Annotated in this window: 16 protein-coding genes; 9 read left to right on the top strand and 7 right to left on the bottom strand. The window is 42.0% G+C overall.

Annotated features, from left to right (window positions below):
- The first annotated feature begins 7 nt into the window (after nucleotides 1-7).
- From AC1RM2_RS27270 to AC1RM2_RS27255, 4 genes are all read left to right on the top strand, one after another.
- Nucleotides 8-1,102 (top strand): YncE family protein, encoded by a 1,095-nt coding sequence (locus AC1RM2_RS27270; protein ID WP_492988316.1) that lies wholly within the window; start codon nucleotides 8-10, stop codon nucleotides 1,100-1,102.
- Nucleotides 1,103-1,271: 169 nt separating this feature from the next.
- Complete coding sequence (locus AC1RM2_RS27265; protein ID WP_492988315.1) at nucleotides 1,272-1,850, top strand: DUF6580 family putative transport protein; 579 nt, start codon at nucleotides 1,272-1,274, stop codon at nucleotides 1,848-1,850.
- A gap of 72 nt (nucleotides 1,851-1,922) precedes the next feature.
- A complete protein-coding gene (locus tag AC1RM2_RS27260) occupies nucleotides 1,923-2,612 on the top strand; it encodes an SIR2 family NAD-dependent protein deacylase (protein ID WP_492988314.1) in 690 nt (229 codons plus the stop codon).
- A gap of 78 nt (nucleotides 2,613-2,690) precedes the next feature.
- Nucleotides 2,691-3,407, top strand: coding sequence for a Dph6-related ATP pyrophosphatase (locus AC1RM2_RS27255; protein WP_492988313.1), 717 nt, complete (start codon nucleotides 2,691-2,693; stop codon nucleotides 3,405-3,407).
- A gap of 229 nt (nucleotides 3,408-3,636) precedes the next feature.
- On the opposite strand, the gene AC1RM2_RS27250 is transcribed toward AC1RM2_RS27255, so the two are convergent.
- Together AC1RM2_RS27250 and AC1RM2_RS27245 are read right to left on the bottom strand one after the other, a co-directional pair.
- Complete coding sequence (locus AC1RM2_RS27250; RefSeq protein WP_492988312.1) at nucleotides 3,637-3,885, bottom strand: hypothetical protein; 249 nt, start codon at nucleotides 3,883-3,885, stop codon at nucleotides 3,637-3,639.
- Nucleotides 3,886-3,888: 3 nt separating this feature from the next.
- Complete coding sequence (locus AC1RM2_RS27245) at nucleotides 3,889-4,590, bottom strand: DUF3291 domain-containing protein (RefSeq protein WP_492988311.1); 702 nt, start codon at nucleotides 4,588-4,590, stop codon at nucleotides 3,889-3,891.
- A gap of 456 nt (nucleotides 4,591-5,046) precedes the next feature.
- Here AC1RM2_RS27245 and AC1RM2_RS27240 point away from each other — a divergent pair, with 456 nt between their 5' ends.
- Complete coding sequence (locus AC1RM2_RS27240) at nucleotides 5,047-5,760, top strand: ThuA domain-containing protein (RefSeq protein ID WP_492988310.1); 714 nt, start codon at nucleotides 5,047-5,049, stop codon at nucleotides 5,758-5,760.
- Between the two features lie 90 nt (nucleotides 5,761-5,850).
- Here the strand turns inward: AC1RM2_RS27240 and AC1RM2_RS27235 are convergent, their stop codons facing one another.
- The 4 genes from AC1RM2_RS27235 to AC1RM2_RS27220 form a co-directional block, all read right to left on the bottom strand.
- A complete protein-coding gene (locus AC1RM2_RS27235) occupies nucleotides 5,851-7,110 on the bottom strand; it encodes a nucleoside permease (protein WP_492988309.1) in 1,260 nt (419 codons plus the stop codon).
- 185 nt (nucleotides 7,111-7,295) lie between these two features.
- On the bottom strand, nucleotides 7,296-7,901 hold the full coding sequence (locus tag AC1RM2_RS27230; protein ID WP_492988308.1) for a bifunctional nuclease family protein: 606 nt from the start codon (nucleotides 7,899-7,901) through the stop codon (nucleotides 7,296-7,298).
- Nucleotides 7,902-7,925: 24 nt separating this feature from the next.
- Nucleotides 7,926-8,903, bottom strand: coding sequence for an electron transfer flavoprotein subunit alpha/FixB family protein (locus tag AC1RM2_RS27225; RefSeq protein WP_492988307.1), 978 nt, complete (start codon nucleotides 8,901-8,903; stop codon nucleotides 7,926-7,928).
- 36 nt (nucleotides 8,904-8,939) lie between these two features.
- On the bottom strand, nucleotides 8,940-9,677 hold the full coding sequence (locus AC1RM2_RS27220) for an electron transfer flavoprotein subunit beta/FixA family protein (RefSeq protein WP_492988306.1): 738 nt from the start codon (nucleotides 9,675-9,677) through the stop codon (nucleotides 8,940-8,942).
- 45 nt (nucleotides 9,678-9,722) lie between these two features.
- Between AC1RM2_RS27220 and AC1RM2_RS27215 the strand changes: the two genes are divergently transcribed.
- Complete coding sequence (locus AC1RM2_RS27215; protein WP_492988305.1) at nucleotides 9,723-10,064, top strand: tetratricopeptide repeat protein; 342 nt, start codon at nucleotides 9,723-9,725, stop codon at nucleotides 10,062-10,064.
- 115 nt (nucleotides 10,065-10,179) lie between these two features.
- Nucleotides 10,180-11,379, top strand: a complete 1,200-nt coding sequence (gene chrA, locus AC1RM2_RS27210; protein ID WP_492988304.1) for a chromate efflux transporter — start codon at nucleotides 10,180-10,182, stop codon at nucleotides 11,377-11,379.
- A gap of 155 nt (nucleotides 11,380-11,534) precedes the next feature.
- On the opposite strand, the gene dnaB is transcribed toward chrA, so the two are convergent.
- Nucleotides 11,535-13,097 carry a replicative DNA helicase gene (gene dnaB, locus AC1RM2_RS27205; protein ID WP_147059983.1) on the bottom strand — a complete coding sequence of 521 codons (1,563 nt, stop codon included), beginning with the start codon at nucleotides 13,095-13,097 and terminating at the stop codon, nucleotides 11,535-11,537.
- 306 nt (nucleotides 13,098-13,403) lie between these two features.
- Between dnaB and rlmB the strand changes: the two genes are divergently transcribed.
- On the top strand, nucleotides 13,404-14,171 hold the full coding sequence (rlmB, locus tag AC1RM2_RS27200; RefSeq protein WP_090650107.1) for a 23S rRNA (guanosine(2251)-2'-O)-methyltransferase RlmB: 768 nt from the start codon (nucleotides 13,404-13,406) through the stop codon (nucleotides 14,169-14,171).
- 443 nt (nucleotides 14,172-14,614) lie between these two features.
- A complete protein-coding gene (recQ, locus tag AC1RM2_RS27195; protein ID WP_492989285.1) occupies nucleotides 14,615-16,807 on the top strand; it encodes a DNA helicase RecQ in 2,193 nt (730 codons plus the stop codon).
- Nucleotides 16,808-17,168: the final 361 nt, after the last annotated feature.

Here is a 17,168-nt window from a genome sequence, read left to right as displayed (position 1 = left end):
CAATATTATGAAACAAACCAAACTCAATTATTTATTTATTGCTTCAACGATGATGGCCCTGCTTTCATCATGCCATAAAGACAAGATCGTTCCAACAACCGATACCCCAACAGCCGAAAGGGCTGGTTTATATATCCTTAACCAGGGCGGTTTCGCCAGCAATAACAGTAGCTTAACTTTTTATAACTACACTACTAAACTACTTACTGCCGATTTTTATAGCAGCGTTAATGGCAGTCCGCTGGGCGATACAGGTAACGATGCCCAGATATATGGCTCAAAAATGTACATAGTTGTTAATGTATCAAGCGTAGTTGATGTTGTGAACGCTAAAACCGGCAAACTAATTAAACAGGACAGTATTGTAAACACCACATTAAAAAATAAAGCGCGTGCCCGCCAGCCAAGGAGCATCGCTTTTTACAAGAGCAATGCCTTTATTACCTCGTATGATGGCACAGTAGCAGTAATGGATACGGCTTCATTAACCATCAGCAAGTACATTACTGTTGGCCGCAATCCCGAGCAATTAGTGGTATCCAATGGAAAATTGTATGTGGCTAACTCAGGCGGTTTATCATCAACCGGCGTTTTTGACAACACGGTTTCGGTAATTGACCTGGGTACTTTAACCGAGACAAAAAAGATAACGGTAACCGCGAATCCTGTAAGCATGGCTACGGATGCTTACAATAATGTTTACGTGGTATCATTAGGCGATTATGATAAAATTGCCGGTGGTTTAACTATTATTGACAGTAAAACTGATGTGGTAAAAACGGCCCCGGTAATTTCGGTAGGCTATATTATTCCAATCACAGTATCTGGCGATTTTGTTTACTATTTAACAGCCGATAATAAAATTGCCGTTTACAATGCCAAAACACAAACTGCGGTACAAGCCAACTTTATTACCGATGGCACCGTAATAACTACACCATACACGATAGCGGCCGACCCAACAACAGGCGAAGTATTTGTTACCGATGCAAAAGATTATGCATCAAACGGAACTTTGTATGCTTTTGACAAAACAGGCAAAAAGGAATATGCTATAACCACGGGTATTAATCCGGGTAAAGTAATTCTTGTTAACAAATAAGGGAAGAGATATCAACGATAAATTGACAGATAGTCTTTAGCCCGAAGTCTTAAGTTCTAAGCCAAAAAAGAAAAATTCGACTTTGGACTTACGACTTAGTACTGTTGACTTAACACCGGCTATTTTTATTTGTACTTATAATGAGTAATTTTACATCATAAATAAAATCATGAATAAAAAAGATACCATAAGCCGTAACATTATCCTTGTTTTAATGATCATTGTTGCCGCAGCATTCAGATTATTAGCTTTTAGATATAAAGAGCTGAGCAACTTTAACCCGGTAGGGGCAATAGCTTTATTTGGCGGCGTTTACTTTGTTGATAAATGGAAGGGGTATGTAATTGTATTGCTTACGCTTTTATGTACAGATGTGGTGATTAATTACCTCTATACTTCAAAGTTTTCAATAATTTACGATGGTATCATTGGTGTTTACATCAGCTATGCCGTTATGGTGCTGGCCGGCACGCTAATTAAAAAGGTAAACTTTGCCAATGTGTTAATCGCAGCTATTGGTGTTGTACTTATCCATTGGTTAGTTACAGATATGCCCTGGTTTTATACCGAACTGAAGCTTTACCCTAATACATTAGCAGGCTATGGCAAATCGCTGGTGGCAGCGGTACCATTCGAGAAGAATATGGTATTTGGCAATCTGGTGTTTGGCTTGCTACTATTTGGCGGCTTTGAGCTGGCTAAAACCAAGTACACTTTTTTACGCACACAAAAACAATTGGTACTTTAATTTAAATTGATAAAATTGAAAAGCGATCTGCCATTATGCAGGTCGCTTTTTTTATGAACAAATATTTACTTTATGAAAAAGTTAGTAGTATTAACAGGAGCAGGGATAAGCGCTGAGAGCGGTTTAAAGACCTTCAGAGACAGTGATGGCCTTTGGGAGGGATACAATATAGAGGATGTGGCAACGCCCGAAGCGTGGCAGCGTAACCCGGCCCTTGTACAGCAGTTTTATAACGAACGACGTAAAAATGTGATGGATGCGAAGCCTAATGCCGCACACTATGCCCTGGCCAAACTGGAAGAGAAATACGACGTAACCATTATTACCCAAAATATAGATGACCTGCATGAAAGGGCAGGCTCTACCAACGTTGTACACCTGCACGGCATCATCACCCGTTCGCAATCGAGTGTTAATCCTGAACTTACTTACCCCATTGAGGGGTGGGAGCTTGGGATGGACGAAGTATGTGAGTTAGGATCGCCGTTACGCGCCCACGTGGTCTGGTTTGGCGAGGCTGTACCCATGATTGAAACCGCCGCAAGAATTTGTGGCCGTGCGGAGATTTTTATGCTGATCGGTTCCTCATTAGCCGTATACCCGGCCGCCGGATTGATTGGCTATGTAAACCGCGATGTACCCCGGTATGTTATCGACCCTAAAATACCCGATATCAATGTACGTGGCCCGGTTATCAAGATCCAGGAAAAAGCAACAGTAGGGGTGGTGGCCCTGGTAAATGAATTGTTAAATGATCAATAACATATATACATCCTGTAAATGCTACTTCACCAATCTGCCAAATCAATAATTCACTAAATCAATAATTCAATAATTAAAATGAAGAAGTGTATTTTTAACTGGAGCGGCGGTAAAGACAGCGCGTTGGCTTTGTACCATTGCCTGCAAAATCCTGACCTTGACATCAGGTACCTGGTAACAACTGTTAATGACGCTGCCGACAGGATCTCGATGCACGGCGTACGCACAGAGCTGTTGATAAAACAGGCCGAAAGTATTGGTATACCACTATACCAGATCCGGCTGCCCGAAATGCCGGGCATGAAGGAGTATGACGAGGTTATGCATTACCACCTGGCTTATTTCAAAAGCGAGGGGATAACGCACTCTATTTTCGGCGATATATTTTTGCAGGACTTGAAAGACTATCGTGATGCAAGGTTGAGCGAAGTTGGCCTTACCGGTATTTATCCATTATGGAAACGTGACACCAGCGAACTGATCAATGAATTTTTAAGCCTCGGATTTGGAACGGTGATAGCCTGCACCCAGGCGCGCCTTGAGCGAATAGTAGGGAAGGAGATAAGCCTTGAACTGATCGGGGCCCTGCCAGATGATGTAGATGTTTGCGGAGAGAACGGTGAGTTTCACACTTTCACTTTTAAGGGGCCGATTTTTTCAAAACCGGTCAACTATCAAACCGGGATTAAAATATTTAAGGAATACCAGGCCCCAAAAAACACAGACGATTCCTGCATTAAAAACCCGGATCAAAAGCCAGCCGGGTTTTGGTATTGCGACCTTATTTTGGCTTAGCCTCCCATTTATTTGGCTGATATTGTAACCAAATAAAATTATTTATAAAAATGTAAATCATTAATATCCAATAATTTATTATTGCTTAGTTGGATTTTTAGTTTAATAGCCAGAAAGAGTTAGGTTATTAATTTCATGTATTTTGCTCGTTTAGCCAAATATAATTCTGCTTGTCAAGATTATATATTTTAAAATCCTGTAAATCAACTATTAATCCTGTAAATCCTGTTTAAAAATTGTACCGATAGTATGCATCTTTAAAATCAGTACGCATCTCCATAAACCGGGCGCCAACTTTGGTTAAAAACTCCTCATCAAGCAATTCAAAAACACTGTTAACGCCATCGGTTAAATCCATTTCGGCAACTTTAAAACTTTGCTCCAGGGTACCCTGCTCTATCTTTACAATAAACTTTTGGTTCATATTCATGATCGTAACTTTAAAATCGGGGTGCGGTAGTTCGGCAATAATTCTCATATTTTAATTTTTCAATAAGTCATTTAAAAGGTCTTTGCCATCCAGCGCGCCAAAGCTGGCCACCAGCCGGAAGCGGGCAAATAGCTCTTCACTGTACCAGTTTTCGCTGCGGGTAAGTTTTATTACCTCGGCGTGCTCCCGGCTTTTGTAGGCAAAGTTTTTTACATCATCAATACTTTTCCATACAGAAAATGTTGCCTGCCGGTAAACGGGCGCCTCGCCAACACCAAATGAGGTAACGTAACCAGGGGCCGATGTCATCAACCCGGCAACTTCATCCACATGGCTCCAGAAATTTTTGAGCCTGCTTATGCGGATGGTGGCCCGCGTTAATACAGCCACGGGCCCGGTATAATTTGTAGCTTCGGGATTGCCAAAGGGTTCTTTGCCACTCCACTTACCATGGCTTTGCAGGGGCTGGCATAATACGGTATAACCTTCATGGCCAAATATTTTCCACCAACCCGATATAAACGACTGGTTATAAAATTGGTCGAAATCTTCGCGACTTTCCCAGCAGGCCAGTAAGCCCCATTGCTGCCAGTCGGGTTGTAAATCAAAAGTTCCGTTTTTGCCTGATCCAAGCAGTTTGTAAAATGTGCAGCCTTTTTGCAGCAGCAGCGGCAGCCGGTGGATAGCCATGGCGAGTAATGCGAATGGTATAAACAGCTTGCGGTAACGTATTATGGTTAAGCTAACATACATGTATCTGCTAAATAAAAGATTTAATGTGATATAGTTGGAATTTACATTCAGGAAGCAAAATTTTTACATAAAGGTGTCAGGGTAACCGCATCTGAATAATTAGCGGCGATAAGCTGTTATTGAATAATTGCTAAAACGATACTTACGTTTGTTGACTGATCCTGGTTAAAAAGATCCAGGTCGCTTCGGCACCTGTTTTGGCCAACAACAGGCACAAATATTGTGTTAACCATGATAAACATTAAATCATTAACCATCAAATACTTGCAAATAAAATACCTGAAATATGTTAAGTTATGTTAACCCAATTCAGATGCGTTTTGCCCCATAAAGGTGCCGCGACGGCAGCGGTCGATTGATTTGCAGCTTTCAAAACTAAACCTTGCCACGTGAAACATTAATACTAAATTGCATTACGGAATCAAATTCCCAAACTAACCTTTTGAAATATAAATCATGAGAAAATTAATTATCATTTGCCTGCTAACGGGCTTGGCTATCATCAATGTAGCCGCCAAAACCAAAGTGCTGGTATTTTGCAAAACAGCCGGGTTTCATCACAATTCAATAGCGGCGGGCGTACCGGCTATTATGAAGCTGGGTGCCGAAAATGGCTTTGCTGTGGATAGCACAACCAATGCCGAAATGTTTACTACGGCTAATTTAAAGCAATACGCCGCTGTAATATTTTTAAGCACTACCGGCAATGTATTGAATGACACCCAACAAACAGCCTTTGAGCAATATATCAAAGCCGGTGGCGGCTTTGTTGGCGTACATGCTGCTACCGATACCGAATATGACTGGGCCTGGTATGGAAAGCTGGTTGGCGCTTATTTTAAAAGCCACCCTAAACAGCAGGAAGCGGTTTTGCATGTGGTTGACCGTAATTTTATCGCCACAAAACACCTGCCCGAAGATTGGAAACGTTGGGACGAATGGTACAACTACAAATGGATTGGCGATGACCTGCATGTATTGATCAAGATAGATGAAAAAAGCTACACGGGCGGCGAAAACGGCGATAACCATCCTATGGCCTGGTATCACAGCTTTGATGGCGGCAGGGCCTTTTATACGGAGCTTGGACATACCGACGAGTCATACGCCGACCCATTATACCTGAAGCATTTGTTGGGTGGTATACAGTATGCGATAGGGAAGAAGTAAAATGTCAGAATCAGAATTTACAGAATTTTTAAATTTACAGAATTGATTCATTCTGAATATTCTTAAATCCTGTAAATTCTGATTCAGATATTAAGCATGTTTAATGGCGTGTTTTAGCGCAGCATTATGCCTGTATCTGAAAACAAAAGGGAAGATAATAGCTATAACCAGCGCATAGCCTGAAAAGCTAAGCCAGATACCATGCCAGTCTTTACTTTGATCGGCATGGGTGAAAAATTTATCAATCACAATGCCACTTATGCGGCTGCCAAAAAAGGCGCCAAAACCGTTTACCATCATCATAAATAAGCCCTGCGCACTTCCGCGTATTTCGGGCGCTGCCTGGGTTTCGACAAATAATGATCCCGATATATTAAAGAAATCAAATGCCATCCCATATACAATACATGATAAAACTATCATCCATAAGCCTCCTGCAGGATCGCCAAAAGCAAATAAACCAAATCGTAACACCCAGGCCAGCATGCTGAAAAGCATCACGTACTTGATGCCAAACTTACGCAGGAAGAAAGGGATAGCCAGGATAAACAACGTTTCGGAGATTTGCGATATCGACATAATAATAGCCGGATACTTAACAGCTATCGAATCTTTATAAACAGGTACTTTGGCGAAATCATGAATAAAGGTATCGCCATAAGCATTGGTAAGCTGCAATGCTGCACCCAACAACATGGAGAAGGCGAAGAAGATGACAAACTTTGGATCTTTAAACAATGCAAACGCATTTAACCCCAACGAACTTGCAAATGATTTTTTCTCGGTTTTAGCCGACAACGGCGGGCACTTTGGTAACGTAAATGAATATAGACCCAATACTAATGCCACTGCACCGGCTATATAAAATTGATTGGCCGAAATTTCGCTGTGCGTTAAACTAACTGTCCACAATGCCGCAATAAAACCAATGGTACCCCAAATTCTAATAGGTGGAAAATCTTTAACAACATCGATATTATTACTTTTTAATGCAGAATATGATACCGTGATGGACAGTGACAACGTAGGCATGTAAAACATCATGTTCAGCAAAATTACCCAAAAAAAGGTTGAAGGATTAGTAACAAGGGGCAAGCTGAATAAGGTTAGTGCCCCCAGGATATGCATTATACCGTATAGCTTCTCGGCATTAATAAACCTGTCTGATATAATACCTGTAATCGCAGGCATAAAGATAGATGAAATGCCCATCGTCGAAAAAATAGCACCGAATTGTGCCCCCGACCAGTGTTTGTTTTGAAACCAATATGCGCCGATAGTAAGCAACCAAGCCCCCCACACAAAAAATTGCATAAAATTCATTAGTATTAAGCGGAACTTAATATTCATATGGTACGGGTTTTAATAATGATAATCAGTGTTAAATTAAAAACGGGAAAGTAGCGAAATAAACGCAAATCAAAAAGGAGTAAGCACCAAATAAGCTACCAATAAGAAATATTATTTGTTTAAATATTTGCTTTGCTACAAAATAGCGAAGTGGAATTACGAATTTGAGACATAAAAATCCGAAATCAGGACGCTTTTCGTTTATTCAGCTCATCGCGAATTTTGGCGGCCTTTTCGTATGATTCTTCGGCAAGGGCCTCCTGCAGTTTTGACTTTAACTCGTCAACGCTTAAAGATGAAAAGCCGCTGCCTACCGATGATGCGTTGGCCGTTTTTTCTTCCTGGGTTTCGTTTATATTTTCAAGGTATACAAAGTCGTTGCCTTCAATTACAATTCCGGCTGTCGACAGGATGAATTCGTAGGTAAAAATTGGGCAATCAAACCTAACCGCTATAGCAATAGCATCAGATGTACGTGCATCAATTTCAACCGAGCGTTTACCATCGCTGCAAATCAATTTAGAATAAAAAATGCCATCAACCAGGTTGTATATGATAATCTCCTGCACCTCTATCTGGTAGGCCTCCGCAAAACTTTTAAAAAGATCGTGCGTAAGCGGGCGGCTTGGCGTCATTTTTTCTATTTCAATAGCGATAGCCTGTGCCTCAAAGCTACCTATGATAATAGGCAGCCTGCGCCGGCCGCTAACCTCGCCTAAAACTAAAGCATAAGCGCCGGATTGTGTTTGGCTATATGACAAGCCTACAATATCCAGCTTAATTTTTTTCATGTTATTACCCATCGCACCTAATATTTATGCTGAAGCTTTATATTCTTTTACTGCCGCTATTAATTGTGGCACCACTTCAAAGGCATCGCCAACTATGCCGTAATCTGCCACTTTAAAAAATGGCGCTTCGGGATCTTTATTGATAACCACTATTACCTTTGAAGAACTGATACCTGCCAGGTGCTGAATAGCACCTGAAATTCCTATCGCAATATACAAATTTGGACTGACAGCTATACCAGTTTGTCCAACATGTTCGCTATGTGGCCGCCATCCTGCATCTGATACAGGTTTTGAGCAGGCTGTAGCAGCGCCAAGTAAATTGGCCAGCTCCTCTATCATACCCCAGTTTTCAGGGCCTTTTAACCCGCGCCCGGCAGATACAACTATTTCGGCATCAGGCAACGAAACTTTATCAGTAGCACGAACAATCTCTTTTATTATCGCCTTAAAATCCGATTCTTTGGTTGTCGCCGCAAAATCTTCCACCTGCGCGGTGCCGGCGGTTTCTACAACTTTATAGGAGTTTGGAATGAGCGCGATAACCTTATTTGCCGAAGTTAACTCAACTATCGCGAAGGCCTTTCCCGAAAAAGCTGTTTTTTTTACCCTGAATTTACCATCATTTTGTTCCGGCAATGCCACAGCGCCATCGGCAACGCCTGCATCCAGCTTAACGCCCAAACGCGGTGCCAAACCACGGCCCGAAAAGGTGTTTGATAGTACTACAACGTCAGCGCCTTCTTTTTTTGCAGCTTCGGCTATGATAGAAGCGTAGGCCTGGTTTATGAAGTTTTTTAGCTTATCGCCCGATACATTAAGCACTTTTTTTGCCCCGTACTTGCCCAGGGAGGCTAATCCGGCGGTATCTACGTCGCCGATAGAGATGGCTACCAGGTCGGTATTATGTTGATCGGCAATGGCTTTGGCATAGCTTACAGCTTCAAAAACTGATTTTTTGAATGTGCCGCCGGCATTTTCCGCATATATTAAAACTGACATATATAATGAGTTTCGTAAAAAACGATTTGAATTAGGTTAGATAACGCGAGCTTCAGTATGTAAAAGATTAACCAGTTTGGCTGCGTCATTTGCGGCTACCAAAGTTACCTGTCCGCGCGGGGCCGGTGTTTCATAACTGATGATTTCCGAAAATGTTTTTACGTCAACAGGTTCCACCACAACTAAAGGTTTGGTACGTGCCGACATAATGCCGCGCATATTCGGGATCTTCGGCTCGGCAACACCCTCGGCCGTGCCGGCAACAAAAGGGAACGGAATGGTTAAAATCTCTTTGCCGCCTTCTATTTCCCGCTCAACTGTAGCCTCATTATCCGCTGCATCCAGCTTTTTAATGATAGATACCGACGGAATGTCCAAAAGCTCGCCCAGCATGCCGGCAACTTTTGATCCGTTATAATCAATAGATTCGCGACCGGTCAGGACGAGATCGAAAGCGTTAGCCTTTGCATATTGCGCAACCTGGTAAGCTACATACCATGCATCATGTGGCTTAGCGTTAATCCGTACCGCATCGGTGGCCCCAATAGCCAGTGCCTTGCGAATAGTCGCCTCGGTACTTACTTCGCCAACATTAATAACTGTTACTGTACCTTTACCGCCATCGGTTAATTCAATAGCCCGTGAAAGTGCTATCTCGTCGTAAGGATTTAATATAAATTGAACACCGTTGGTATTAAATTGGGTGTTGTTATCAGTAAAAGTTATTTTTGTGGTGGTATCGGGAACATTACTTATACATACCAAAATCTTCATAACAATAGGTTTTGGCAAATTTAACTAAAAAACATAGAGTTTAAAATGGAGTTGAGCAGATTAGATAAGCTACTGGAATTTATTAAAAATGAACCTAACGACGAGTTTTTAAAATACGCGCTCGCTACCGAATATCTTCGTCTTAATCAGGTAGATAAGTCGCTTGAATATTATGAAGACCTGGTAAATAACCACCCCGATTATACCGGCACCTATTACCACTTAGGTAAGCTTTATGAGGCCCTGAACCGCAAAGATGACGCTATTGCCACCTACGAAAACGGCATGAAAATTACCAAAGCCAAGCGCGATAACCACGCATTTTCGGAATTGCAGGCCGTTTACCGGCAGGCTAAAGGTATTGAGGAAGACGATGACGACTATTGATTTTGCTTATAGTTGATGGTTCATAGTTCATGGCAGCTTCATTGTATTTACAATAACTATTGTCAAATTAGCCCAGAACTTACCATGAACCATGATCTATTAACCATGAACTAAAATGACCAAGCGCCATCTACTATTTCTTCGCGATGTTTTGATGTACACCTTTACGGCCTTTGGCGGTCCGCAGGCACATATAGCTGTTTTGCTGCGCGAGTTTGTGCAAAAGCGCCGTTATATCACCGAGGAGGAATTGATGGAACTGAACGCCTTATCGCAGGTATTGCCCGGTCCTTCATCAACTCAAACACTTGTAGGTATAGCCTGGAAAGTTGGCGGCTTACAATTAGCGCTAATAACTTTTTTTATCTGGATTTTGCCTTCGGCCGCCATAATGGGAATGGCTGCCATCAGCTATAAAATGTTTGCCAACCAGGCTAAGTTTAATCATGTGGTAAGTTATGTACAGCCGGTAGCTGTGGGCATTGTTGCCTACGCAACCTTCAGTTTTGCCCATAAGTTTTTGAAAACTAAGGTGAGCACTATGCTGGCCATTGGATCATTAATAGCTACGCTGATATTACAAAATGCCTACGCTTTTCCGTTGTTGATTTTGTTAGGGGGTATCCTGTCATCTGCGATGGAGACGCAGCCACAGGAAAACGAACTAAGGGTAAAGCTTTACTCCAATGTAAACCCTAACAAGGTAGCTTACTTTATTGGTATCCTGTTGTTTTTTGCTGCACTGGGCGCTGTTATTAACCAAACATCGCCGTTCAGTTTGCCTATCCGCCTGTTTGAAAATTTTTACCGTAACGGCATCCTCACATTTGGTGGGGGGCAGGTAATGGTACCCTTGCTTTACACCGAATTTGTTGAAGTGAAACATTACCTGAGTAGTTCGGAATTTCTTTCCGGTTATGCCTTGCAACAGGCGTTACCGGGGCCTACGTTTTCATTTACTTCCTTTTTGGGAGGAATAACTTTAGGTAACAAAGGATATGGCGTTGGCGGGCAAATAGTTGGTAGCCTGGTTGCGGTCATAGGCGTAAACACTCCCGGGCTAATTTTGATACTCTTTATCGTTCCGTTTTGGGAGGATCTTAAAAAAATAACCCGTATCAAAAACTCGTTAAGCGGCATAAACGCAGTGGCAGTAGGCTTCATGGCAACAGCGTTTATCTTGCTGGTACGTCCATTTGGCGGAAATTGGATGGCTTATTTGTTAATGGCTTGTACGTTTTTATTACTGAAGTTTACAAAAATTAAAGCACCATTAATAATCATTATGGGGGTGGTTTTAGGGTTGATAGTTTAACCTTTGTGGTAGTGCAGCTGAAAGCTGCAACCAGTGTTCACCACGAGCTGAAAACTCGCGGCAGCGATATAAATAAATGATAAAGCCTCAATTTTTAAAATTGAGGCTTTATCATTTAACAAACATCTGCACATCTGAAATCTATAATCTGCATATCAGAACGGCGGCTCATCATCAATATCATCCATCCTCGACGGGCGGATTATAAAATTACTTTGCTTTTCAAAATCCTGTGATGGTGCAAGGCCGCTAAATGCGTTACCGGCAGCAGGAGGGAAGCTGTCCATACCTTCTTCAAGGTTGGCAAATTTCACGTATTTACCAACAAATTTAAGCCTTACGGTGCCGGTTTCACCGTTACGGTGCTTAGCGATAATAACTTCACCCACGCCCTGGGTTGGATTGCCGTCTTCGTCTTCGGTTAAGCCATAATATTCGGGGCGGTAAAGGAACAAAACCATATCCGCATCCTGCTCGATAGAGCCCGACTCACGTAAATCTGATAGCATTGGCCTTTTAGCATTACCCGGCCTGGTTTCCACGGCACGGCTTAACTGGGATAGCGCGATAACCGGCACGTTTAATTCTTTGGCTACTGATTTAAGGGCGCGCGAGATACTACCAATTTCCTGCTCACGGTTACCACCGCCTTTGCCGTCTGATGATTTACCATGCATCAGCTGCAGGTAATCAATGATGATTAACTGGATATCATGCTGCGATTTTAAACGGCGGCATTTTGCCCTGAACTCAAATATATTTAATGCCGGGGTATCATCAATAATAAAAGTAGCTTTCTCCAGGCGACCAATTTTCGAGTGGATCTGTTGCCATTCCCACTCTTCTAACGTTCCCTTACGGATCTTTTCCTGCTCAATTTCGGCTTCACCGGCAATTAAACGATTTACCAACTGGACTGACGACATCTCGAGCGAGAATACTACAACCGGTTTGTCAAAATCAACCGCGGCGTTACGGGCACAACTTAACACAAAGGCTGTTTTACCCATTGCGGGGCGGGCAGCTATAATTACCAGGTCGGATTTTTGCCAGCCCGAAGTCATACGGTCAAGCCCGGTAAACCCGGAGGCAACACCGGTCAAACCGTCTTTTTTATCTTTTAGCGATTCGATATCACGCAAAGCTTCCTGTACCAGGTCGTCCATTTTACGGGCATCACGGCGTAAGTTGCTTTGGGCTATCTCAAACAGGTTTTTCTCCGCCTTGTCCAACAGGTCAAGCACATCACTGGTGTCTTCATAGGCGCTGTTGATGGTTTCTGTAGAGATGCGGATCAGCTCGCGCTGAATGTACTTCTGTATAATAATACGCGAGTGGAATTCGATATTGGCGGCAGATGCTACACGACTTGTTAATTCGGTAATATAGTACGCCCCACCAATCATTTCCAGGTCGCCTTGTTTGCGTAATTGGGCGGTAACGGTAAGTATATCTATCGGTTGCGATTTTTCGAAAAGTTCTTTTATCGCCGAAAATATTTTCTGGTGATTGTCACGATAAAAAACTTCGGATTTTAGTACGTCGATAACCGATGACAGTGCATCTTTTTCCAGCATCAGCGCACCTAAAACGGCCTCCTCCAGGTCTGTAGCTTGCGGGGGTAATTTGCCCATCCCCGTGTAAGGAGTTGGGTTGGTAATTCGGCTGCGGCGTTCGTTTGTATTAGGCTTGTACTGATTCTCGTTCTCAAAACTCATAAGGCAACAAAAATATACAAAAATTAGTTTACCGATGCTACTATTCCATCCACATAGTGTATTGACGTTTTAAAGCAATCATTCTCAATTTAATAATTTATAGTGTTGAATGCTTTTGATATTAACACACAATTGTTAGTAAGATGTTAGTCTCGATATTAAGAGGCTTATTGATAGTTACTTACATCGGTGTTAATAAAGTTTGAAAATGTTAGTTGTAATGTCGTGAACCAAAATGTCAATTGAGTTCAATAACCGCTTAATCAATTAATATAGCTATTTTTGCCAAAATATACTATATCAAAAATGACATTTAATTCAAGACCTCAGCGCGAAAGTAACCAGATGGTGTTTGGCATCAGGGCTATCATGGAAGCCATTACTTCGGGTAAAGAGATTGAGGCATTATACATACAACGGGGCGCGGCCGGCGGCTTATCGCACGAGTTGAAAGCGCTGCTTACCGAATATAATATTACAGCACAACAAGTGCCCATTGAAAAGCTTAATCGGCTTACCGCCAAGAACCACCAGGGTGCCGTTGCTTTTATTTCGCCAATTGTTTATCAAAAAATAGAGAATATTATCCCCGATGTTTTTGAAAAAGGCGAGGTGCCGCTGATATTGGTACTGGATTCTATTACCGATGTGCGCAACATGGGTGCTATTGCCCGTACTGCCGAATGTGCAGGCGTGCATGCCATCGTTATCCCGGCGAAAGGATCGGCTCAGATTAACCCGGATGCCATCAAAACCTCGGCCGGTGCATTGTATAAGATCCCGGTTTGCCGCCATGATAATTTTATGCAAACCGTTAGGTTTTTGCAGGAATCAGGCCTGCAACTGGTTTGCTGCACCGAAAAAACTAAAGAAGATATTTACGTACCCGACTATACAGCCCCAACGGCCATCATCATGGGATCTGAAGAAGATGGCATCCGCAACGAGATCATCCGTATAGCGGATCACCTGGCTAAAATCCCGATGTTTGGCGAGATCGAGTCGCTTAACGTATCGGTATCAACCGGGGTTATTTTGTATGAGGCAATAAGGCAGCGTGGGTTGATCAAGTGAATGGTTGATTAAGTTAGGTTTGAGAAAATTTACACAATCTGTCTAATCGACAGCGCATGAACCCTGCTTTTAACCCACTCAGCTACCAAAATTTACTTCGTTTTGCTAAATTGTTTTAGTGCATTGGCATTTTACTTGCCAAAAAAGGCAGCCTGTTTTGCCTGCCTTAATAACGACATAATAGTTTTATTGGTACAGTTGTCAGGGAATTTTAATTTGGTTTTGCAAACGTAAAATTGTATATTAATCTGTTAATTATATGCCAATTAAAACTTAATAGTTGCAACACCAATTTTATAACAATTTAAATAGGTTGAATAAACAAATTGTTTTTTATCCAATAATCATATTTGATTAAAATTAAAAAGTAAATCCATCGTTTATTCATAAATTTTTGTTACTTTAAACTTTTAAATCGGACTTTAAGATTATTTAAGATAATGATAGAAACTAAGAAGTCGCTATTTGATAACCTTCAGAATTTTTTCGGATTCGACAACTTTAAGGGGGAGCAGGAAGCGATAATCACTAATATCCTGGCGGGTAATGATACTTTTGTAATTATGCCTACAGGTGGTGGTAAATCCATGTGTTATCAGTTACCGGCGCTAATGAGCGATGGTACTGCAATTGTAATTTCGCCATTGATTGCCCTGATGAAAAACCAGGTAGATCAGTTAAGGGCCTTCGGAGGCTCAGATAGTATAGCTCATTTTTTAAATTCGTCGCTCACCAAAGCAGATATTGGCCGGGTTAAAGAAGACGTATTAGCGGGCAAAACCAAGTTATTATACGTAGCGCCCGAATCATTAACCAAACAGGAAAATATTGATTTTTTGCGCCTTAACCAGGTATCGTTTGTTGCGGTGGATGAAGCGCACTGTATCTCGGAGTGGGGACACGATTTTCGCCCCGAATACCGCAAGATAAGGCAGGTGATCAGTAATATTGGCGATAATATACCAATCATCGCTTTAACGGCTACAGCAACGCCAAAAGTTCAGCAGGACATCCAAAAGAACCTGCAAATGAACAATGCAACCATTTATAAATCGTCGTTTAACCGGTCGAACCTTTTTTACGAAGTACGTGCCAAGCGCAACGTGATTAAGGAGATTGTAAAGTTTGTAAAACAAAACCAGGGCAAATCGGGCATTATTTATTGCCTGAGCCGCAAAAAGGTGGAAGAGGTTGCCGAAGCCCTTAACCTGAACGGTGTTAAAGCCCTTCCATACCATGCCGGGTTAGACCCCAAAGTACGCGCCGATACACAGGATAAATTCCTGATGGAAGATGTTGACGTTATTGTGGCTACCATAGCCTTCGGGATGGGTATTGACAAACCGGATGTTAGGTATGTAATTCACCATGATGTGCCTAAGAGCATGGAAGGCTATTACCAGGAAACCGGTAGGGCGGGCCGTGATGGCGGCGAGGGCGTTTGCGTTGCTTTTTATTCTGAAAAGGATATTGATAAGCTGCAAAAATTCATGAAGGATAAACCTGTAGCCGAACGCGAGATTGGTACACAGATACTGAAGGAAGTTATTGACTATTGTGAGTCGTCGGTTTGCCGCCGGAAGCAATTGTTGCATTATTTTGGCGAGAACTTTAACGAGGCCGGCTGTAATAACATGTGCGATAATTGCTGTGGCCACAAAGATCATTTTGATGGCGAGGAACATTTGCATAAAGCCCTGAGCCTGATTAAACACATTGGCGAGAAGTTTGACGATCATTACATCATCAGCATATTGATGGGTGAGGATAACGCGCAAATAAAAAACTACGAACACGATGCCCTTGATTACTACGGGTCGGGCAAGGAGCAGGGTAAAAACCTGTGGAACTCGTTGTTGCGCCAGGCATTACTCAGTAACTATTTATCAAAAGATATTGACCAGTACGGTTTGCTCCGGCTAACCAAGTTGGGTAATTCGTTTATTGAGAACCCGCACAGCATCCGTTTTGTGATGAACCATGTGATAGAGGGGACAGATGACGATGATGAAGCAGACGGCCCTAAACAAGGCGGTGGCGCCCTGGATACCCAGTTGCTGCAAATGCTGAAAGACCTGCGTAAAAAGCTTGCCAAACAAAAAGGATTGCCTCCGTTTGTTATTTTCCAGGATCCATCATTGGAGGAAATGTGTACGCACTACCCTGTAAATACCGAGGAATTAAAGCAAATTTCGGGCGTGGGTGCTGGTAAGGCTTTAAAGTTTGGTAAACCATTTACAGATTTGATTCAGAAATATGTAGATGATAATGACATTGACCGCCCTGTTGATATGGTAATTAAAAGTGCCGCCAACAAATCGGCCCTTAAAGTTTTCATTATCCAAAACATCGATCGTCATTTAAACCTGGATGATATTGCCGCTTCAAAAGGGCTTACCTACGAAGAGATATTGAAAGAAGTTGAAACCATAGTTAACTCGGGCACCAAACTTAACCTTAATTATTATATTGATGAGGTGATTGATGAGGATAAGCAAGAAGAGGTATTTGATTATTTCCGCACTGCCGAAGCCGACTCGATAGACGATGCCCTTGCCGAATTAGGCAATGACGATTATACCCGTGAAGAGGTACAGTTGATGAGGATTAAGTTCTTATCCGAAATGGGGAACTAATATAAAACCATATAGGTAAAAAAGGGAAGCAATCATTGTTTCCCTTTTTTATTGGCCAAAAACCTTAATTTTAATATTCAACTTTAAATCAATTGGCAAAAGCTTTAAAACTGATCGCAATATTTTTGATTTTTGGAATATTAACGCTGTTCACTCAAATAGGTGGGGTTGTGTACTTGTTGTCATTTTTAACGCATGCTTTTATTAAAAAGAAACTTGTCAACTGTTACGCCATATTTGTTATTAAAACTACCACATTCCTTGTTCTTTATATTGTATGCACATTTTTAATTGTACCTCCGTTGGCGAGATTATTTGGGCGGGTGCCGTTGCCGATGACAAACACCAATAACCTGCAACC

This window comes from Mucilaginibacter sp. GW822-FHT03E02 (genome assembly GCF_058801545.1).
Note: the sequence above shows the minus strand (reverse complement) of the source record. Positions and strands in the feature narration are given on the sequence as shown.